This is a genomic window from Streptomyces huiliensis (assembly GCF_020037025.1).
Lineage (GTDB): Bacteria > Actinomycetota > Actinomycetes > Streptomycetales > Streptomycetaceae > Streptomyces > Streptomyces huiliensis.
Genome location: NZ_JAIQLH010000013.1, coordinates 53,510 through 73,929 on the forward strand (window position 1 = coordinate 53,510; position 20,420 = coordinate 73,929).

A 20,420-nucleotide genomic window follows, 5' to 3' on the forward strand; every position below is an offset into this window, starting at 1 on the left:
TGGACGGGGATTCGGACGTGCCGATCGCGATAGCCGTCACCAGCCCCGACCTGGTGCTGCCCGCCCCCGACGGCCCCGCCCCGACCGCGGCCGTCCTCCAGCCGCCCGAGGCGCAGCCGCTGGAGACCGCGGTGGCCCAGGCCGCCGTCCTGCTCGACCGGTGCGGCCACCTGGTCGTCGTGCACTCCGACGCGCTGCCCGCCGCCTACGTCCGTCGGCTGCACACCGTCCGCGCGGTGCTGGAGAGCGACCGGATCGCCCTGCTGCCCGTCGCCCTGCCGCCGCTGGCGGTGGGCGTGCTGGCCCGCCAATTACGCCAGCTGTCCGTCTCCGACCTCGGCCCGGGCGTGCTGGCGTCCGCCACCCGCCTCCTCGCCCACTACATCTACGCCGGCGCCCAACTGGCCAGCATCGCCCGCTTCGACCGGGTGCCGGTCGGCCTTGGCCCGCACCTCACCTCGCTGCTTCCCGGTGTCCGTTTCGGCGTCCTCGTCAACCCCGCGCCCCGCCTCGTCCGCCCCGGAGGTGACGACGTCCCTGGTCCTGCCTACCCGACCCGGCTGACCGTGGCCCGTGACGGGCCCCGCAAGGCCGAGGACTGGGTCGTGGACGTCCTCGCCCCGGAGTGGCGCGTCGAAGGGGTCCAGGAAGTGTCACCGCTGCCCGCGGAGTCCGTCCGCTGGTGGGGGACTCGCAGGGCCGTGGAGTTCGCCGCCGCCATCCCCGATCCGTCGATCCTCTACCAGCTGATCGCCTCCGTCCGGCGGGAGGAGTGCCGGTGGTGCGGGCTCGAACTCATCGGCGACCGCTGCGGGTTCTGTGCGGCCGGTGGGGAGGCCGCGGCATGAGGGACGGATTCCGGGGGCGGGGCCGTGCGTATTCGGACGCCGCTCGAAGAGGTGCCTTAGGGGCGAACGCCCCACGGGGGCAGGGCGATCGGCGTACCCTCGCGGTTCGGGCCGTCGGCCGGCCGGAGGGTGTCGCGAGGGCGGCGGGCGGGATCACCAGCCTGTATGCGACAACCGGCGGAGCTCCGAGCGAACGGTCCGGTCGGCTCCGCACCACCGGCCGTCACCGCGCCACCGGCCGTCACCGCGGCGTCGGCCGGCCCGTCCGGGAAGGCACCGAACCGACGTACCCCAACCGATCCCCAGTGAGGTCCGCCGCCCCATGAACTCACGCCAGCGACGCGGGATCATCCTGCTGCTCCTGTCGGTCCTCTGCGCTGTGGGAGCGGCTGCCGGGGTGTACGCGGTCGTCGAGGACGCCGAGTCCAAGGTCGGCCCGGAGGTCACGGCCTACCGGCTGCGGTCCGATGTCGCGGCCTACCGGGCGCTGGACGAGGGACAGTTCGAGAAGGTGTCGATGCCCAGGCGCTGGCTGCCCGACACCGCGGTCACGGACCTCGCCGAGCTGCGCGGCAAGATCGCCGTCACTCCGCTCCGCAAGGGGTCCCTGCTGCAGAGCGACATGATCGTCAACCGGCCGGCCCTCGCCCCCGGGCAGCAGGAGATCGCCATCATGATCGACGCGGCGACCGGCGTGGCCGGGAAGATCACGCCGGGCTCGAAGGTCAACATCTACGCCACCTTCGACGGCAGGAGCGGTGCGGCCGGGGGTGCGGCCGGCGGCTCCGGCAAGGACGCGAAGGACGCCAAGGACCCGAGCCCCCAGCCGGTGTCGAAGATCATCGTGAGTGGCGCACAGGTGATCGAGGTCGGCAGGCTCACGCCGCTCGACGGCCGGACCGGCGGCGTCCGGACCGGCGCGTCCGGCACCCGGCAGGCGGGCGAGGCCGTGCCGATCACCTTCGCCCTGGGCGCGAAGGACGCGCAACGCGTCGCGTACGCCGAGTCGTTCGCGACCCACGTACGGCTGGCCCTGGTGGCGCCGGGCGACGACGCCGGCGTCAACGGAGCCGACCGCACGTACACCCTCGACGGCGACAAGTAGACGGGGGACGTTCCCGGTGACCATCCGCATCCTTCCGGCCGTCGCGGACCCGGAGACCGGCCGGGCCGTCGGCGGACTCCTCGCCCAGCTTCCCGGCGTCGAACCGCTGCGTACCGTGGGCGACTCGACGGCGCTCCTCGACGCCCTCGCCCTCCTGGGCGCCGGCTCGGTCGCAGGACTCCCCGAGGTCGTCCTCGTCCACGAACGGCTGGGGCCCGCCCCCGCCCTCGAAGTCGTCCGGGAGGTGGCCCTCCGCTTCCCCGCCACCGGCGTCGTCCTCCTGTCCGCCGACGCCGGACCGGCGCTGTACGCCGCCGCCATGGACTGCGGCGCCCGCGGCCTCGCCGCTCTCCCGCCCAAGTACGACGAACTGGGCGCCCGCGTCCAGGCCGCCGCCCACTGGGCCACCGGCGTCCGCCGCCACCTGGACGCCGGCCCGGGCGGCCCGGCGGGCGGCGGGCCCGGCGCGGCCGACGGGCGCCTCGTCGCCGTCGTCGGCGCCAAGGGCGGCGTGGGGACGACCGTCGTGGCCGTCCAACTCGCCCTCGCCGCCCGGTCGGCGGGCCACGAGGTGGCCCTCGTCGACATGGACCTCCAGTCCGGCGACGTCGCCTCCTACCTGGACGTCCGCTTCCGGCGGTCCGTCGCCGACCTCGCCGGCATCAGCGACATCTCGCCCCGCGTCCTCCAGGACGCCGTCTTCCCGCACCCCACCGGCCTCGGCCTGCTCCTCGCCCCCGCCGAGGGCGAACGCGGCGAGGAGATAGGCGACCCCGCGTCCCGCCAGATCACGGCGGCGCTGCGCCGCCGCTACCCGCTCGTCGTCGCCGACTGCGGCACGCAGATCACGGCGGCGGGCGCGGCCGTCATCGAGACGGCCGACCTCGCCCTGCTGGTCACCACCCCCGACGTGGTGTCCGTGCGGGCCGCCAAACGCATGGTCCGGCTGTGGGACCGGCTCCAGATCCGCAAGGCGGAGGACACCATGACCGTCGTCAACCGGCACACGCGCACCGCCGAGGTGCAGCCGCCGCTCGTGGCCCGGACCACCGGGACGCGGGTGGCCCGGACCGTCGTCCCCGCCGCGTACAAGGAGCTGCGGGCGGCCGTCGACTCCGGCCGGATGCAGGACCTGGACGCCCGGTCGGGGGTCCGGCAGGCGCTGTGGACCCTGGCCGGCGAGCTCGGCCTGGCCGCCCCGGCGTCCGGCGCCCGGCCCGTCGGCGGGCAACGCCGGCATCGGGCGCTCGGAGCGGGGAGCCCGGGGGCTGGTGGTGCCGTGGCAGGCGGTTCCGGAGCGATGAGTGGTGCGGAGGGGGCGACGGGTGGTGGGACGGGCCCTGACCAGCTCGCCCCCGTTCCCGCGCCCTCGCCGTTCCGCCGGTTCCGCAGGTGGGGCGGGGACAGGGGGCAGGTGGCCGTCGAGTTCGCCGGGATCTTCCCCATGATCCTCGTCGCCCTGGCGGTGGTCTGGCAGTGCGTCCTGGTCGGTTACACCTACTCCCTCGCCGGCCATGCCGCGGACCGCGCGGCCCGCGCCGGCGCGGTGGGCCGCGACTGCGCCGAGGCCGCCCGGGCCGACCTGCCGGGGGAATGGCGGACCGGCGCGATCGACTGCGGCCGGGAGGGCGACGTCTACAAGGCGACGGTGAAGCTGAAGGTGCCCGTGCTGGTACCGGACGCGGTCGACTGGCCGTGGGCGGTGGGCGGCACGGCGGGCGTGGCGAGGGAGGACTGAGCGGTGGCGGGGGACTCGCGGTTCCCGCGGGGCGGGGCGATGCGGTTCTTCCGGGGCCGGGCGACGCGAAACCGCCCGCCGACCCCGGCCGGTACGCCGTGGTTCCGCCGGCGGTCGTCGGACGACCGTGGGTCCGCCGCCGTCGAGTTCGTGGGTTTCCTGCCCATCCTCCTTCTTGTAGGTCTGGCCGCGATCCAGCTCGGGCTGGCGGCCTTCGCCGCCCAGCAGGCCGGCACCGGCGCCCGCGCCGCCGCCCGCACAGCGACGCTCGACGACCCCCGCGCCGCCCCGGAAGCCGCCGCCAGGGCCGCGATGACCGACTGGGTGGCCCGGCGCGCCGACACCGTCCAGGCGCCCCCCTGTACGCCCGGCGCCGAGGTCACCGCCACGGTGGATGTCGCCGTGCCCGGGCTTCTCCCCGGTACCGGCTTCCACGTCACCCGGCACGCCACCATGCGCTGCCCCGATGACACGCGCGCCCCTGTCGACGAGCCCCGCGCCCCCGCCGACGTACCTCGCGCCTCTGCCCAGACCACCTTCCGCGCCACTGTCGAGGCATCCCGCGCCTCCTTCGACGTCCCCCACGTCCCTGTCGGCATCCTTCGTGGGCCGTCCGACGTTTCCCCCAAGCCTCACGAGCCCCGTGTACCCCCTCAGGAGAGCCGCCCATGAGCCTCCGGGCCCGCGTCGCCAGCCCCGAACCTCCGGACAGCGGACGGGAGTCGGACCACCTCGTCCCCGTCTACCGCGCCAAACTCCTGGAGGAGATCGACCTCGCCGAGATGTCCGCGCTCGCCGCCGCCGAGCGGCGCGGGCGGCTGGAACGGGTGCTGGGACACATCATCAGCCGTGAGGGACCGGTCCTCTCCACCGCCGAACGCGACCGGCTGATCCGCAGGGTCGTGGACGAGGCCCTGGGCCTGGGCATCCTCGAACCCCTCCTGGAGGACCCCACCGTCACCGAGATCATGGTCAACGGGCCGGACCAGGTCTTCGTCGAACGCGCGGGCCGCGTCGAAGCCGTCCCCGTGCGGTTCGCCTCCCACGAGCAGCTGATGCAGACCATCGAGCGCATCGTCTCCACCGTCAACCGCCGCGTGGACGAGTCCAATCCCATGGTCGACGCCCGGCTGCCCAGCGGCGAACGCGTCAACGTCATCATCCCGCCCCTCGCCCTCAACGGCGCCACCCTCACCATCCGCCGCTTCCCCCGCGTCTACACGCTGCGCGAACTCGTCGGCATCGGCACGCTCGACGAACCGACGGTGATGCTGCTCGCGGGACTCGTCCGGGCGAAGTTCAACATCGTCATCTCCGGCCCCACCGGCTCCGGCAAGACCACCCTGCTCAACGCCCTCTCCGGCCTCATCCCGGAGGGCGAACGCGTCATCACCGTCGAGGACGCCGCCGAACTCCAGCTCCAGCAGACCCACGTGATCCGCCTCGAATCCCGCCCGCCCAACGTGGAGGGCAAGGGCCGGATCACCATCCGCGATCTGGTGCGCAACTCCCTGCGCATGCGCCCCGACCGCATCATCGTCGGCGAGGTCCGCGGCGGCGAGACCCTCGACATGCTCCAGGCCATGTCCACCGGACACGACGGATCCCTCGCCACCGTCCACGCCAACAGCGCCGAGGATGCGCTGATGCGGCTGCGCACGCTGGCCTCCATGTCGGAGGTCAAGATCCCGTACGAGGCGCTGCGCGACCAGATCGACAGCGCGGTCGACTGCGTCGTCCAACTCACCCGCACCGCCGACGGGGCACGCCGCGTCAGCGAAGTGGCGCTCCTGGACTCGTACGTTCCGCAGGGGCGGTCCGCCACGTCGTACGAGCCGCGGAGCGCACCCTACGAGCAGCGCGGTGGGCCCGACGACGGCGCCTACGAGCGGTCCGGCGCTGCCCGTGAGTGGCCCGGGACCGGAGCGGCGGCCGCCGCGGGCCACCGCCTCACGCCCGTCGTCCGCTTCGACGCGCTGCCCATGGGCCCGGATCGCGTCGTCCGCGGCACGTTCGCCCACTTCCCGCTGCCGGAGCGGGCCGTCGGCCGGCTGCGCCTGGCCAACGAGCCGGTCCCGCAGGCGTTCGGGGTCGCCGCGCCGCCCGGTGGCACCACCGCCCCTCGCGCCGCCGGCCCCCGCCCTACGGGCCGCCACGCGGGGCGGTCCGCGGACGGTGAGCGGGTCGGGGGCGGTGAGCGGGCCGGGGACGGCGAACGGCTCGGGGGCGGTGAGCGGGCCGGGAACGGCGAGCGGCTCGGGGGCGGCGAACGGATCCCCTAGTGGGCCGATCCCCGGGGGACCTCAGGGCCGTCTCAGGGTTCATTCGGGGCCGGCTCCCGGGAAGACCCATCAGGACACCGGCGACGGCCCGCCGGAGCGCCGGCGACCGTCCGCACGGGATGCGGCCGCACGCGGACCAGAGGCACGAGGCACGTCAGACCACGGATCACGGAAGATCACGAAAGGCGACCGCACATGGATGGGACCCTCGCGCTCCTCACCCTGGGCATCACCCTGCTGTGCGGTGTGCTCGCCGTCGCGGGCGTACGGACTTACCTGGCCGGAAACGAGCGGCAGGCCGCTCTCGTCGAGCGCCTCACCGATCCCGGGGAACCCTCCCGGCCCGCCGGCCGCTTCCGGCCGTTACGCCGCTTCGACCGCGCGGTGCGCGGAACGGGCCTCGGCAGACGGCTGGAGCGGCGCATCGCCGCCACCGGACTGAGCTTCGCACCGGGCGACTTCCTGCTGTGGACGGCCGCCGCGGCAGCCGCCCTGTGGGTCGTGGCGGCCCTCGCCCTGGCCCCGTTCTTCGGGCCGCTCGCCGCGGTCGTGGCCGTCTGGACGGCCTTCGCCTTGCTGGGGCGGCAGCGCCGCAAACGCATCGAGAAGTTCATCAACCAACTGCCCGAGCTCGCCCGGATCCTCGCCAACGCCACCCAGGCGGGGCTCGCCCTGCGCACGGCCCTCGGCATGGCGGCGGAGGAGATGGACGCCCCGGCGGGGGAGGAGCTCGCCGCCGTCGCCGACCGGCTGGCCGTCGGACACTCCGTCGACGAGGCACTCGCCGAACTGGCCGAGCGGCTGCCCTCCCGCGAGCTCGGCGTGCTGGTCACCACCCTGGTCCTCTCGCACCGCTCGGGCGGCTCGGTCGTCCGCTCCCTGCGCAACCTCACCGAGACGCTGGAGGAGCGGAAGGAGACACGGCGCGAGGTCCGGACGCAGCTGTCCCAGGTGACCGCCACGGCCTACGTCGTCCCCCTGATGGGCATAGGCACTCTCTTCCTCCTGGACCGCATCGCCCCCGGCTCCATCGACCGTATGACGGGCACCGCCCTCGGGCAGCTCACGGTGATAGGCGCGTTCGCGCTTTACGGCGTGGGGTTCTTCCTGATCCGCCGCATGTCCCGCGTCGACATATGACCGCTCGGGCAACGCCCGCCCGTGTCCCTCCAACCGGTCACGCGCCCTTCCCCCCCCACTGTTCCTCCCCCCCCACCATTCCTCCCCCCGCCATTCACTCGTCACGATCCGAGGAGACGGACATGGGCCTGCTGATCGCGCTCCTGGCCGGCGCGTCCGTGGCCGGCGCCTGCTACGGCGTCGCCCTCTGGCGCAGCGAGGCCAGGCTCCCCCCGGACCTCGCCGTAGCCCTGGAGGTCGGCGCCACCCGCACCACCGCCGTCGGCTCGGCCGTCGACCGCCTCGGCATGCGGTGGGCCCCGCTCGTCCTGCGCCTGATGGGCGCCCGCCGGGTGGCCCGCATCCGCACGCGCATCGACCGGGCCGGCAACCCGGGCGGCCTCACCGTCGACCGCTACGCGGCCCGCCGCGCGGTCTACGGGGCCCTCGGCTTCGGCGGCGCGCTCGTCATGCTGGTCGAGGGGCGGCCGCTCATAGCGGCCCTGCTCGTCGCGTTCGGCCTGTTCTGGATCGAGGTGGGCATCTGGGCCGCCGTCCGGGAGAGACGCGTCGCGATCGAACGGACGCTCCCGGACTTCCTCGACGTCCTCGCGGTCGTCGTCAGCGCCGGCCTGAGCTTCCGGCAGGCCCTCGACCGGGTCGCCGAACGCTACGAGGGCCCGTGGGCCGACGAACTCCGCATCGCGCTGCGGCAGATGGACATGGGCGTCAGCAGGCGGGACGCGTTCGACGGGCTGCGCCGGCGGAACGACTCCGAACAGGTCGCCCAGTTCGTCTCCGCCCTCCAGCAGGGCGAGGAGCTCGGCTCGCCCATCGTGGACACCCTCATGGACCTGGCCGCCGACATGCGCCGCACCGACGCCCAGAACGCCCGCCGCCGGGCGGCCCGCGCGGTCCCCAAGGCCACGGTCGTCATCACCACGTTCATGGTCCCCGGCACGCTTGCGCTGATGATCGCGGGTTTCTTCCTCGGGTCCGGCGTCGACTTCGGATCGGTGTCGGGCAAGTGACGGCGGCGGGACGGACGGTGTACCGGGGCGACGAGTTCTGTGAAGGCCCTTCGCTTCTGCAACCGGGTGTGGGACAGTCTTCGCCCGAAGGTGCCTCGGCGGTGGGACGACGGGCTGGACGGGGGTGGCGCGCGTGACGCAAGAGAATGACCAACTCCCCTGCGAAAGAGGGAAAGCGAGGCACGCGCACTGTCCCGCGTCCCGTGTCCGGGCGTACGTTTCCCCTGCGGCGAGCGGCCGTTCCGGACGCCACCCGCAGCGCCCGGCCACTCGTGGAGGGGATGAGAATGGGGAAGCGCTTCTGGGAGGACGACCGGGGGCAGACTTCGGTCGAGTACCTGGGCATCATCGCCGTCGTGGTGGCGATCGTGCTCGTCCTCACGACGACGGACTTCGGCACGGTGATCGCAAAAGCGATCATGGATCAGATTCAAAAAATCGCCAAGTGACACCCGGCGCCGGGCCGTTCCGCCGCGCATCCATGCGGCATGACGCGGGCCAGGCGTTCCCGCTGTACGTCGTGGCGGTCGCGGCACTCCTGTTCGCCGCGCTCGCCGTCTTCGCCGTCGGCATGGCGGGAGCCGCCAGGAACGGCACCCGGTCCGCCGCCGACGCCGCCGCCCTCGCCGCCGCCCAGGACTACCGGGAACAGGCCTTCGCCGGCTTCCTCCGGGATCTCACCGCGCGGCCCGGCGGCGACTGGCGGCGCTGGTTCGACGGCCGCGGCGACGCCCCCGGCACCGCCTGCCGCACGGCGGAACGCCTCGCGCGCGACAACGGCGCCGACCTCACCGGCCCCGGCTGCGCCCCGGCCCCCGGGCCGGACCCCACGACCCTGGCCTTCGACGTCACCGTCACCTCCCGCGACGGCGTCGGCACGTCCGTCGTCCCGGGAACCGAGGACGTCCACCCCACCGTCGGCTCCCGAGCCGTCGTGGCCCCCCGCTGCCGGCCCGCCCCGGCCGGGGACACCGGCACGCCGTTCGCCCGGTTCGACTGCGACGACGGGCCGCTGGCCGTCGACCCCGCCCACCCCGACCCCCGGCTCACGGCACGCACCCTGTTCGCCGTCCGCCTCGCCGCCACCGACCGATGACCCACGAGTGGAGGAACGCCATATGAGCACAGGGCGCCGACACCCCCGGGCCGTGCTGCCGGCGGTGCTCGCCGTCGCCGCGGTGCTCGCCCTCTCCGGCTGCGGAGGCGACGGCGACGGCGGCGACGACGCGAAGGCCTCGGACCGCCCGGCCACCGCCGACACCGGCGAACCCGCGCCGAAAGACCAGGGAAACCCCTCGTCGTCCCGCGTCCTGGGAGAAATACGGAACGGCGACGGCATCGTCGTCACCATCACCTCCGCCGCACGCGAGGACGGCGGATTCGTCACGGTCCAGGGAACCGTCGCCAACCGCGGCGGAAAGATGTTCAACGCCCTCGAATGGCGCTCCAAGGAAACGGACATGAGATCGCAGTCCGCCGTCTCCGGCGCCACCCTCGTCGACGCCAAGGGAAAGAAGCGCTACCTCGTCCTCCGGGACACCGACGGCCAATGCCTCTGCAGCACCGGCCTCACGGGGATCAAGCCGCAGGAATCCCGGCCCCTCTTCGCCCAGTTCCCGGCGCCTCCCGCCGACGTCGCCCAGGTCGACTTCCAGATCCCCACCATGCCCTCCGTCCGCATCGCGCTCTCGGGATGACCCGTGACCCGCCACCCGCCGACACCGCCCACCCTCCGCCGCGGCCCCCTGGCCGCGGCACTCCTCACGGCAGCCGCCCTCCTCACCGCCGCGCCGGCCCCCGCGCACGCCACGGGCCCCGGCGACCCGGCCCGCAGCGAGCCGCCCGTCCCCCTGGACGCCCACGCCTCCGGACTCCGGTTGCGCAAAGGCGCCAAACTCGCTCCCGGCCGCGTCCTCGACATCAAATCCGTCATCGAGACCGGCAACGGCACCGAACGCCGAGTGGACACCAACACGAACGTCACCTTCGCCCTCCAAGCCGAAGTCCTCTTCGACAAGGACAGTTCATCCCTCAACGGAGCCGCCGCCCAACGCATCAAGACCATCGCCGACGAAGTCAGGAAACAACGCGCCACCACCCTCCGCGTCTTCGGATTCACCGACAACCTGGGATCCGCCGACCACGGGGCGCTCCTCTCCAAGGAGCGCGCCAACGCCGTACAACGCCAACTCGCCAAGGAACTCGGCTCGTCCTCGATCTCCTACCAGATCCGCGGCTACGGCGAGGACTACCCCATCGCCGACAACGCCACGGAAGACGGCCGCCGTAAGAACCGCCGCGTGGAGGTCAGCTTCCCCCGCCAAGGCCGGTGAACAACCGCCACCGGCCCGGCACCGTCCTCGACGCCCGCGCCTGCGAGGTCACCTCCCTCACCGCCTGACCCGCCCCTCCGACACCTCGCCAACCACCGCCCCCAGGCGGCAGGATGGGCCCTCCGAAAGCCCTGATGGCGAACGAGGGAGGCGGTACGTGACGGGCGGTACGAGGCGGTCGGCACGGAAGGGAGCCGGCGCCCTGCGGCTGGCCCTCGCCCTCGGCGCGTTCACCACGACGGCTACCCCCGCGACCGCCGCGCCCGGCGGGACGGAGAACGCCGGCCCTCCGGCCGCCTACCGCATGGCTCCCGATGCCCAGGAGATCCACGGAGCACCGGCCGCCACCGCCGCCCCACCCCTCGTACCCGGCGACCGCACGGCGACGGACACCATCGCCCCCGGCGAACGGAAGTTCTACGGCGTCCTCCTGGACGGCACCTCCGACACCTACGTCTCCGCCGTCGCCGCACCCCGCCCGGGCGGCGCACCCGGCCTGCGCGACGGTATCGACGTGTCGCTGCAACGCGCCGACGGCACCCGTTGCGGCCCGGCCCGCCACCGCTCCTTCCTCGCCGAAGGCGGCGCCTACCCCCTCGCCGACCGGGTCGAACGCCTCGCCGGAACGGACGGGCCCTGCGCGGGGGCCGGCACGTACCACTTCGTCGTGACCCGGGGCGACGCGGACGGCGGCGACTCCGACCCCGTTCCATTGGAGCTCACCACCGTCACCCGCCACCCAACGGCCGCGGCCACCTCCCCTTCCACGCCCGACACATGGAGCTCCGAACCGCCACCGGGCCCCACCGGACCGGCACAGCACATCACCGGGGGCAGCGGCTTCAACGACGCGGCCGACGTCCGGACGGGCACCTGGAAGGACACGATCCGACCGGGGGAGACCCGCTTCTACCGGACCCCGGTCACCACCGGCCGCCAACTGTTCGCGAAAGCGACCTTCGGCGACGCCCCAGGACGCGTCCCCTACACCGCCAACGGCGTCCGCCTCGGCCTGAACGACGCCACCCGCGGCCACGTCACGAACCGGACCGACGGCTACCAGGGCCACCCCGTCTCCGTCCCGCTCGCCGCGCCCCCGCCCGGACGGGCGACCGGGCCCGAGGGCTGGTACTACCTACAGGTCAGTCTGAACGCCAAGGCAGCGTACGGACGTTCGGAAGCGGTGCCCATCACGCTCACCGTCGCCACCGCACCGGCCCGGAGCGGGCCGGCCGCACCCCGCACTCACCGCGGGCCCGACGGCACGGCCGTCCGCGGCGCGGCAGTGGCCCCGGGCCCGGACGGACGCCTGCGGGCCGTCGGCTACGCCGGCATCGGCACCGGATCGGCGCTCCTCCTGGGCCTCGGCGGCTGGTACCTGGCGGCCCGCAGACCGGAGGAGTGAGCCGCCGGTTCCTTCACTCGGACGCGACGGGCGCGATCCGCACCCGCGCTCCCCGGCACAGCCCCCACCGCGCCATGGCCCCGGCCGCCGACTCCAGCACGTGACGGGCCGTCGGGCGAGGCCGGCCGAGGCGGTGCGGAGGCATGGTGCGTACGGCGAGCACCCGCATGTCCCGGCTCAAGTAGGCGACGTCGATCGGGAACCGCATCCCGAAGGTGTGCACCGACCCGGCCGGGGTCAGCAGCATGGCCCCCTCGATGCCGTCTCGCCCGAGCAGCCCGCGGGTCCGAGCCCGGTAGGAGGCGGCGACCTCCACCGGGATCGAGGGCATCGCCGAGAGCACGTGGTCCACCGGCTCGACGGACTCGATGGTGAGACCGGTGAAGCCGTCCACCCATCCTGGCATCGGCACGGCCCTTCATTCGGGGGAGTCTCGCCCTATCAGCCTTCCAGGTGGCCAAGTTATCCACATCCGACGAGTCGTCCACAGCTTTCCCGCGGATCGGCCCACCCCCTCCCCGAGCTCCGTAATCTCTGCGCATGAACTGGTTGTTGATGGTGCTCGTGGCCTCGGCCGCCCTCTACGGAACCCTGGCCGGCGCCCTGGTACCGGGCGCCCGCTACCGGCTGTCGGTCGAGCCGAACGAACCCTGGCGGACGACGGCCCCCTGCGGGCACGCGCTCGGCGGCGGGATCGGAGGGGGACGGTGTGCGGCGTGCGGGAGGGCGAGATACGGGCCGGGGGCGGTGTGGCCGGCCGGAGCGGCGGCCGTGATGTGCGCGGTGACGGCAGCGGCCGTCGGCCCGCGACCCGAACTCGCCGTGTGGCTCCTGGTGATACCGGTGGGCCTGGTGCTCGCGGGAGTCGACTGGGCCGTGCACCGGTTACCGGACGTCCTGACACTGCCATTGGCGGGGAGTACTGCCGTCCTGCTGGGACTGGCGACCCTGCTGCCGGCGTCCGGCGGGACCTGGACCGGTTCCCTGCTCGGAGCCGTGACGCTCGGCGGCGCCTACCTCCTGCTGTTCCTGGCGCACCCGGCCGGGATGGGGTTCGGCGACGTCAAGCTGGCCGCCGGGCTGGGCTGCGCCCTGGGCTGGTACGGCTGGGGCGTCCTGATACTCGGCGGCCTCGCGGGATTGCTGCTCGGCTCGGTGTACGGCCTAGCGCTGCTGCTCACCCGCCGAGCCGGACGCGGCACCACCATGCCCCTCGGCCCCTTCCTCCTCGCCGGAGCCTGGCTGGCCCTCCTGGCGGGCGGGTGGTCGGCACGGCCGTGAAGGGGGCGGCGGGCGGGGTGGGGGATGGGGAGGGAGGGGAGGGGGGAGGGGGGAGCCCCCCCCATTCGGCCCACCCCCGTCAAGCCGACGCCGACTTTGTGCAACATTTCGATGAAGGTGACGGAGAGCACTCCCACCCGGTGATCACTTGGCTGGTTCTACACCGTAGCCCCAGTGCTGACATGGAGGAACGGCAATTCCGCGACCCGCCACACCACTCGTTTCAAGATCAACAACTGTGCCGAAAGTCAGCGCGCCACGCTATGTCACCCCCGCCGATGCGCGCTGCACCCCCTCCGACCGGTTATGGTGGAAACCCCCCCTCGGGCCGGTCCGTATCCCCCCCACGGACCGGCCCGTTTTTCGTGGCGTGATGTCACTCTGCGTATGGATTCGTGCGACTCCAGACAGTTGTGATCCGCATCCGGTGGAATTCCGGCGCGGGAAGCGCGCCGGAATCACCCACGATTCATGCACAAACCATTCGCGATGCGTCCACCCTCGCGTACGGGAAGCGCACCCAGCGTCACGCGAACCCACAGGCGGCCGCCCGTCCCCGCGCGCCCCACCCGCACCGACGGGGACGCTCCGAGCCGGACGGCTCCGGGCGAGCCTCCACCGCCGCCGCGCGCGAGCCGCCCGACCCCCGGATCCCCGAGGACCCCCGCGAGGTCCCCGAGGATCTTTACGAGCCGCCGCGATTCGCCCAGATGTTGACCCCTTCCGTGCTCACCGCGAAGGAATCGATCTCAGCCAGTTCTTCCCCGGTCAATTCCGGTCCCTCCAGCGCCGCCACATTCGCCTCCAGCTGCCCCACGCTGGAAGCGCCGATCAGCGCCGAGGTCATCCGCTCGTCCCGCAGCACCCAGCGCAGCGCCAGCTGCGCCAGCGACTGCCCGCGGCGCCGCGCGATCCCGTCCAGCCCGCGCAGCCGGCGCAACAGGTCCTCGCCGAGCAGCGTCGGATCCAGCGACGTGCCCTTCGCGGCGCGCGACCCCACCGGGACCTCGCCGCCCAGGTACTTGTCCGTGAGCAGCCCCTGCGCCAGCGGCGCGAACGAGATGCAGCCCATGCCCTCGTCCTCCAGGGCGTCGAGCAGGCCGTCGTCCTCCGTCCACCGATTGATCATGGAGTAGGAGGGCTGGTGGATCAGCGCGGGCACGCCCATCTCGCGCAGCAGCCGTGCGGCCTCCCTGGTCTGCTCCGCCGAGTACGAGGAGACGCCGGCGTAGAGCGCCTTGCCCTGCCGAACGGCGGACGCGAGGGCGCCCATCGTCTCCTCCAGCGGGGTGTGCGGGTCGAAGCGGTGCGAGTAGAAGATATCGACGTAATCGACACCCATTCGGACCAGTGACGCGTCGAGGGACGAGAGCAGGTATTTCCGGGAACCCCATTCGCCGTACGGCCCGGGGTGCATCAGATAGCCGGCCTTCGTGGAGAGGATCAGCTCGTCGCGGTAGGGCCGGAAGTCCTGGGCGAAGAGCTTGCCGAAGTTCAGTTCGGCGGAACCGGGCGGCGGTCCGTAGTTGTTGGCCAGATCGAAGTGGGTGATCCCCAGGTCGAAGGCGCGCCGGAGAATGGCGCGCTGTGAGGCCAGAGTGCGGTCGTCCCCGAAGTTGTGCCACAGTCCGAGGGAGATGGCGGGCAGCTTGAGCCCGCTGCGGCCCGTACGCCGGTACTCCATGGAGTCGTAGCGTGTTTCGGCCGCGCGGTAGTGCGAATCGGTCATGTCGCCACTGACTATCACGGCCCGGTGACCGGCCGAGTTGGGTCCTCGCGACACGCTGGCAGTAATGTGGCGCCCTCGGGTGCCCGCAGTGGCGGGGAACCGCAGTGGCATGGAGGGGCTGGAAACGTGAAGTTGCGCGACCTGGTGTACAGGCTCTACGCACACCGGGTGGAAGGCCGCCTCGACCACGCCCAGGTGCCCAAGCACATCGGCGTCATCCTGGACGGCAACCGTCGCTGGGCCCGGGCTGACGGGCGGACCCCGGAGCAGGGCCACCAGGCCGGCGCGGACAAGATCCAGGAGCTCCTGGGCTGGTGCGACGAGACGGACGTCGAGGTCGTCACCCTGTGGATGCTCTCGACCGACAACCTGGACCGGCCGGCGAAGGAGCTGACGCCGCTCCTCGGCATCATCGAGAACACGGTCCGCGGGCTGGCCGCCGACGGCCGCTGGCGCGTCCACCACGTGGGGCAGCTCGACCTGCTCCCGGCCGAGACGCAGACCGTCCTGAAAGAGGCCGAGCAGGCCACGCTGGACGTCAAGGGAATACTCGTCAACGTGGCCGTGGGTTACGGCGGCCGGCAGGAAATCGCGGACGCCGTCCGTTCCCTGATCCTGGAAGCCGCCGACAACGGCACGTCGTTCGAGGAACTGGCCGAGAAGGTCGACGTCGAGCACATCACCAAGCACCTCTACACGCGCGGCCAGCCCGACCCGGACCTCATCATCCGCACGAGCGGCGAACAGCGGCTGTCCGGCTTCATGCTCTGGCAGAGCGCGCATTCCGAGTACTACTTCTGCGAGGTTTTCTGGCCGGCCTTCCGCAAGGTCGACTTCCTCCGCGCACTGCGTGATTATGCGGCGCGCCACCGGCGTTACGGATACTGAACGGACCTGCCGGACGCGGGCCCGCGAGCGCTCGCCGTACGGGCCGTCACGGCCCTTGTCCCGCATGTGCGCTGGGCGATTGCCCGATGTCACCGTGTTGCCGGCCGGACCGCCGTGGCGGTCCGGTGATCGGTCGTTCACCTGCTCGTCGCATATGCCGTTGCATGGTCAAGCGCTTCGGCGGGAATATCCCTTCCAGGCCGGCGGTCGCCCCAATGACCGTCGCTCTGCCAGCGGGCGGCATGGGGCCGTCCGCCCGGGAGGCCCTTTGCGACGGACGAAGCCCGCGACGGCTGAGCGGTGCAGGCGGATCCTGCCGCCCCTGCGGGTCGCGCGGAGGACGTGGGGGGTCGTAGCCCGGCCCCCGGAGGGCGTGGACCCGGCCCCTTCCCCGCGACCCAGGTCGCGTCCAGACCTCTCCCCGAGGGGGTTCGTGCACCCGTGGTGACCAGCAAGAAGCGCCGTGAGAACGACCGGCGCACCTATGTCCTCGACACCAGCGTCCTGCTGGCGGATCCAGGCGCCATGTGCCGCTTCGAGGAGCACGAGGTGGTGCTGCCCGTCGTGGTGGTCACGGAGTTGGAGGCCAAGAGGCACCATCCGGAGCTCGGTTACTTCGCCCGGAAGGCGCTGCGCCGACTGGACGAGTACCGCGTGCAGTTCGGCCGGCTCGACGCGCCGATCCCCATCGGGGAGCTCGGCGGCAGCCTGCGGGTCGAGCTGAACCACTCCGATCCGGCCATACTCCCCGTCGGCTTCCGCCTGGGGGACAACGACTCCCGCATCCTCGCGGTCGCCCGCAACCTGCAGGCGGAGGGGTACGACGTCACGGTGGTCTCCAAGGACCTGCCGCTGCGCATCAAGGCGTCGTCGGTGGGCCTGCTGGCCGAGGAGTACCGGGCCGAGCTGGCCATCACCGACTCGGGCTGGACGGGGATGACGGAGCTGTCCGTCACCGCCGAGCAGGTGGACGAACTGTTCGCGGCGGAACGGACATACATCCCGGAAGCGGTCGAACTGCCGGTCCACACCGGTCTGGTGCTCCAGTCGGAGCGGGGCAAGGCGCTGGGCCGGGTGACGGCGGACGGCGCGGTGCGCCTGGTCCGCGGCGACCGGGAGGCGTTCGGCATCCACGGGCGCAGCGCCGAGCAGCGCGTCGCGCTGGACCTGCTGCTCGACCCGGACGTGGGCATCGTCTCGCTGGGCGGCCGGGCCGGCACCGGCAAGTCGGCGCTGGCGCTCTGCGCCGGCCTGGAGGCGGTGCTGGAGCGGCGGCAGCATCGGAAGGTGATGGTGTTCCGTCCGCTGTACGCGGTGGGGGGCCAGGAGTTGGGCTACCTGCCGGGCAGTGAGTCGGAGAAGATGAGCCCTTGGGCCCAGGCGGTCTTCGACACGCTGTCGGCGGTGACCACGGCCGAGGTGATCGAGGAGGTCGTGGGGCGCGGGATGCTGGAGGTGCTCCCGCTGACGCACATCCGCGGCCGGTCGCTGCACGACGCGTTCGTCGTCGTGGACGAGGCCCAGTCGCTGGAGCGCAACGTCCTGCTCACCGTGCTCTCCCGGATCGGCGCCAACTCCCGTGTCGTCCTCACCCATGACGTGGCGCAGCGCGACAACCTGCGCGTCGGGCGGTACGACGGGGTGGCGGCGGTGGTGGAGAAACTGAAGGGGCACCCGCTGTTCTCGCATGTGACCCTGACGCGTTCGGAGCGGTCGCCGATCGCGGCGCTGGTCACGGAGATGCTGGAGGACGGGCGCATCTGACGCGGACGCACCCGGCGCGGCCGGAATCCCGTCCCGCCATAACGCGCGGCAAAGCCTGGGAGCTTAGCCGCGCGTTGTGCCGTCCCGCCCCCGTTTCCCGGAATTCCGGCGCGCCGAACATGATGTGACGTTTCCCACGCAACGCGGAATTGCCTCCGAGCGTGCGCGTCGGGCAGAGTCTGGGTCCTGTCAGGCCCCGCATACGGCACTTGCGCATCGGGCTCCCCAGGGAGTGCGCGGTTCATCACCATTCGAGCCGCCGACCGAACGACAACTGAACAGCGTCGCCGTATGCCGCCCGCGCACCGGACGGACCTCCATACATGGAGGTACATCGTCGGCGCGCCGGGCCAGTGCCTCCAGTGACCGGCCGGTCCCGCGACCCGCGGTTCCGAACCAGCAGAGGCCAGTGTCAGGGGCGCGATCGCGTCCGCGAGGGTCACCTGGCGGACGATGCTGGAAGGAAAGCGTGTGAGCCGGATCTCGGTCCGGGGATTCGCCGTGGCCTCCGCCACCGCGGTCACCACCGTCGGCGCCGTCGTGGGCGTCGCCCAGGGCGACGAGCAGAACAAGACGACGACGGGCGGAGTGCAGGCCGCCGCGGCCGACGCGACGCTCCTCGCGGAACTTCCCGCCGGGCAGAAGGCCGTCCAGACCGCGTCGCTGACGCAGCAGGCGGACACCCAGGTCGGCGTGGCCCAGACGGTCGCCAAGAAGGAGGCCGAGGAGTCCGCCCGCAAGCAGGCCGCCGAGGACGCCGCCGCCAAGAAGGAGGCCGCCGAGGCCGCCGCCAAGAAGGAGGCGGAGGAGAAGGCCAAGGAGAAGGCGGAGAAGGACCGGGAAGAGAAGGACAAGGCGGACGTCGCGAGCCGTTCGGCCACGCGCGACTCCGTCGACATCCCGGTCAAGGGCTCCTACAGCACTGCCGAGGTCCAGGCGATAGCCCGGCAGATCGTCCCCGCCGACCAGTTCCAGTGCTTCAGCAACATCGTGAACAACGAGAGCAGCTGGGACTACACGGCCACCAACGCCTCCTCCGGTGCCTACGGTCTCGTCCAGGCGCTCCCCGCCGAGAAGATGTCGTCCGCGGGCGCCGACTGGCGGACCAACCCCGCCACCCAGATCAAGTGGGGCCTGAGCTACATGAACGAGCGGTACCACAGCCCGTGTGGCGCGTGGTCGTTCTGGCAGGCCAACAACTGGTACTAGGCCCTCCGGGCACCAGGCCCTCGGGCGCGCGCCGCGCGCCGCTTCCGCGAGCCCCCGACCTCAACCGGTCGGGGGCTTTGTGGGTCTTCCGGGGGGAACGCGGCCCCTGCGGGCGGAAACCTTTCGTCTCCGACGCGCGGGGCCCAGGTAACGTTCATGCCGGATGGCCACGGGGGATGTGGGGGTAGAGGAAGAGAAATGTCCAGATTGCCACAATGGCTCGGCAGTGTCGGCTCGGGCCTGACGCGGCTCTCCCACCGGCTGGAGGAGCGCAAGGCGCGCACCGATCCGGACGGCGTGCCTGCCTGGGCCCAGCCGCCGGCCGGCGCCGCCGCCTCCGAGCGGCCCGCCCCGGAACCGTCGGGTGCCCATGCCGACGCGCCCGAACCCGCCGCGACGCCCCCGGCCACCCCAGGTGAACCGGCGGCCGCGCCCTCTGCCGACCCCTCCGAGGCGACCGCGAACCCGTCGCCCGCACCCGCCCCGGACGCCCTCGGCGCTCCGAAGGCACCGGCCCCGGCCCCGGCCGAACGGACGCCGCCGCTCTCCGCCGCGGCCGTCCTCGCCGAGCCGCCGCGCCCCGACCCCGTCGCCGCCGTGCCCTGGGGTGTGCGCGTGGCTGCCGAGGCGGGCTGGCGGCTGCTGGTGCTCGCGGGAACGGTGTGGGTGCTGATGCGCGTCATCAGCGCGGTGCAACTGGTGGTGCTGGCGTTCGTCGCCGGCCTGCTGATCACGGCGCTGCTCCAGCCGACGGTCGCCGCGCTGCGGCGCCGCGGTCTGCACCGGGGCCTGGCCACGGCCGTCACCTTCATCTCCGGCTTCGTCGTCATGGGGCTGGTGGGCTGGTTCGTCGTCTGGCAGGTGATGGAGAACGTCGACGACCTGTCCGGCCAGCTCGAAGCGGGTCTGCACGACCTCAAGGAATGGCTGCGGACGAGCCCGTTCCATGTCACCCAGAAGCAGATCGACAACATCACCGAGAACCTCAGTGACGCCCTGAGCTCCAACACCAAGGAGATCACCTCGGCGGGCATAGAGGGCGTCCAGGTCATCATCGAGACGCTGACCGGCATCATCCTCGCGATGTTCACCACCCTCTTCCTGCTCTACGACGGGCCGAGGATCTGGCGCTGGGTGCTCAAGCTCGTCCCGAGCGCGGCGCGCGAGGGCGTCGCGGGCGCCGGGCCGCGCGCCTGGGCGACGCTGACCGCCTATGTGCGCGGCACGGTGATAGTGGCCATGATCGACGCGGTCTGCATCGGCATCGGTCTGTACTTCCTGAAGGTGCCGATGGCCGTGCCGCTGGCCGTCTTCATCTTCCTGTTCGCCTTCATCCCGCTGGTCGGCGCCGTGGTCTCCGGCGCGCTGGCCGTGGTGGTGGCACTGGTGACGCAGGGCGTCTTCACCGCGACGATGGTGCTGGTGGTCGTGCTGGCCGTGCAGCAGATAGAGGGCCACATCCTCCAGCCGTTCATCCTCGGCCGGGCGGTGCGCGTCCACCCGCTGGCGGTCGTGCTCTCCGTGGCGGCCGGCTCGCTGGTCGCCGGGATCGGCGGCGCGGTGGTGGCGGTGCCGCTGGTGGCGGTGACCAACACGGTCGTCGGCTACCTGAGGGCGTACGCCCGCGGTGAGGCGCCGGGCGAACGGCCGGAGTGAACGAGGAACACGCAGGACGAAGGCGGCCCGCC

General features: G+C 72.7%; 19 protein-coding genes. 17 read left to right on the forward strand and 2 right to left on the reverse strand.

The features are described 5' to 3' along the window. Positions 1-17: 17 nt before the first annotated feature. From JNW98_RS03600 to JNW98_RS03660, 12 genes are all read left to right on the forward strand, one after another. The gene (locus JNW98_RS03600) at positions 18-848 is read left to right on the forward strand and encodes a hypothetical protein (RefSeq protein ID WP_223766585.1); all 831 of its coding nucleotides are present in this window, start codon (positions 18-20) and stop codon (positions 846-848) included. Positions 849-1,170: 322 nt separating this feature from the next. Next, positions 1,171-1,953 (forward strand): Flp pilus assembly protein CpaB, encoded by a 783-nt coding sequence (gene cpaB, locus JNW98_RS03605; RefSeq protein WP_223766586.1) that lies wholly within the window; start codon positions 1,171-1,173, stop codon positions 1,951-1,953. Between the two features lie 16 nt (positions 1,954-1,969). Continuing rightward, positions 1,970-3,691 carry a CpaE/TadZ family protein gene (locus tag JNW98_RS03610; protein ID WP_223766587.1) on the forward strand — a complete coding sequence of 574 codons (1,722 nt, stop codon included), beginning with the start codon at positions 1,970-1,972 and terminating at the stop codon, positions 3,689-3,691. 150 nt (positions 3,692-3,841) lie between these two features. Next, positions 3,842-4,363 (forward strand): pilus assembly protein, encoded by a 522-nt coding sequence (locus JNW98_RS36475; protein WP_308015465.1) that lies wholly within the window; start codon positions 3,842-3,844, stop codon positions 4,361-4,363. After that, on the forward strand, positions 4,360-5,973 hold the full coding sequence (locus JNW98_RS03625) for a TadA family conjugal transfer-associated ATPase (protein ID WP_223766588.1): 1,614 nt from the start codon (positions 4,360-4,362) through the stop codon (positions 5,971-5,973). The genes JNW98_RS36475 and JNW98_RS03625 overlap by 4 nt, the downstream gene beginning before the upstream one ends. Positions 5,974-6,168: 195 nt before the next feature. Then, positions 6,169-7,113 carry a type II secretion system F family protein gene (locus JNW98_RS03630; RefSeq protein WP_223766589.1) on the forward strand — a complete coding sequence of 315 codons (945 nt, stop codon included), beginning with the start codon at positions 6,169-6,171 and terminating at the stop codon, positions 7,111-7,113. 122 nt (positions 7,114-7,235) lie between these two features. Then, positions 7,236-8,123, forward strand: coding sequence for a DUF5936 domain-containing protein (locus tag JNW98_RS03635; protein ID WP_223766590.1), 888 nt, complete (start codon positions 7,236-7,238; stop codon positions 8,121-8,123). Positions 8,124-8,410: 287 nt separating this feature from the next. Beyond that, positions 8,411-8,572: a Flp family type IVb pilin gene (locus JNW98_RS03640; protein ID WP_004947925.1), complete on the forward strand. Its 162-nt coding sequence runs from the start codon at positions 8,411-8,413 to the stop codon at positions 8,570-8,572. Beyond that, complete coding sequence (locus JNW98_RS03645; RefSeq protein ID WP_223766591.1) at positions 8,569-9,219, forward strand: pilus assembly protein TadG-related protein; 651 nt, start codon at positions 8,569-8,571, stop codon at positions 9,217-9,219. The genes JNW98_RS03640 and JNW98_RS03645 overlap by 4 nt, the downstream gene beginning before the upstream one ends. Positions 9,220-9,241: 22 nt before the next feature. Next, positions 9,242-9,820, forward strand: coding sequence for a hypothetical protein (locus JNW98_RS03650; protein WP_223766592.1), 579 nt, complete (start codon positions 9,242-9,244; stop codon positions 9,818-9,820). Positions 9,821-9,823: 3 nt separating this feature from the next. Further along, positions 9,824-10,456 carry an OmpA family protein gene (locus JNW98_RS03655; RefSeq protein WP_223766593.1) on the forward strand — a complete coding sequence of 211 codons (633 nt, stop codon included), beginning with the start codon at positions 9,824-9,826 and terminating at the stop codon, positions 10,454-10,456. A gap of 157 nt (positions 10,457-10,613) precedes the next feature. Beyond that, complete coding sequence (locus tag JNW98_RS03660; RefSeq protein WP_223766594.1) at positions 10,614-11,861, forward strand: hypothetical protein; 1,248 nt, start codon at positions 10,614-10,616, stop codon at positions 11,859-11,861. Between the two features lie 13 nt (positions 11,862-11,874). On the opposite strand, the gene JNW98_RS03665 is transcribed toward JNW98_RS03660, so the two are convergent. Then, the gene (locus JNW98_RS03665; RefSeq protein ID WP_223766632.1) at positions 11,875-12,267 is read right to left on the reverse strand and encodes a DUF192 domain-containing protein; all 393 of its coding nucleotides are present in this window, start codon (positions 12,265-12,267) and stop codon (positions 11,875-11,877) included. Between the two features lie 134 nt (positions 12,268-12,401). On the opposite strand from JNW98_RS03665, the gene JNW98_RS03670 reads away from it, so the two are divergent. Then, positions 12,402-13,142, forward strand: coding sequence for a prepilin peptidase (locus JNW98_RS03670; protein WP_223766595.1), 741 nt, complete (start codon positions 12,402-12,404; stop codon positions 13,140-13,142). 685 nt (positions 13,143-13,827) lie between these two features. Here the strand turns inward: JNW98_RS03670 and mgrA are convergent. Beyond that, entirely contained in the window at positions 13,828-14,871 is a 1,044-nt protein-coding gene (gene mgrA, locus JNW98_RS03675) for an L-glyceraldehyde 3-phosphate reductase (RefSeq protein ID WP_223766596.1), read from the reverse strand. 126 nt (positions 14,872-14,997) lie between these two features. Between mgrA and JNW98_RS03680 the strand changes: the two genes are divergently transcribed. The 4 genes from JNW98_RS03680 to JNW98_RS03695 all read left to right on the forward strand — a co-directional run bounded on the left by JNW98_RS03680 (position 14,998) and on the right by JNW98_RS03695 (position 20,388). After that, positions 14,998-15,759 carry an isoprenyl transferase gene (locus JNW98_RS03680; RefSeq protein ID WP_223766597.1) on the forward strand — a complete coding sequence of 254 codons (762 nt, stop codon included), beginning with the start codon at positions 14,998-15,000 and terminating at the stop codon, positions 15,757-15,759. Positions 15,760-16,200: 441 nt separating this feature from the next. Then, entirely contained in the window at positions 16,201-17,523 is a 1,323-nt protein-coding gene (gene phoH2 / locus JNW98_RS03685) for an RNA 5'-3' helicase PhoH2 (RefSeq protein ID WP_223766598.1), read from the forward strand. Between the two features lie 471 nt (positions 17,524-17,994). Beyond that, on the forward strand, positions 17,995-18,732 hold the full coding sequence (locus tag JNW98_RS03690; RefSeq protein ID WP_443732493.1) for an aggregation-promoting factor C-terminal-like domain-containing protein: 738 nt from the start codon (positions 17,995-17,997) through the stop codon (positions 18,730-18,732). Between the two features lie 198 nt (positions 18,733-18,930). Beyond that, positions 18,931-20,388, forward strand: a complete 1,458-nt coding sequence (locus JNW98_RS03695) for an AI-2E family transporter (RefSeq protein WP_223766600.1) — start codon at positions 18,931-18,933, stop codon at positions 20,386-20,388. Positions 20,389-20,420 lie beyond the last annotated feature (32 nt).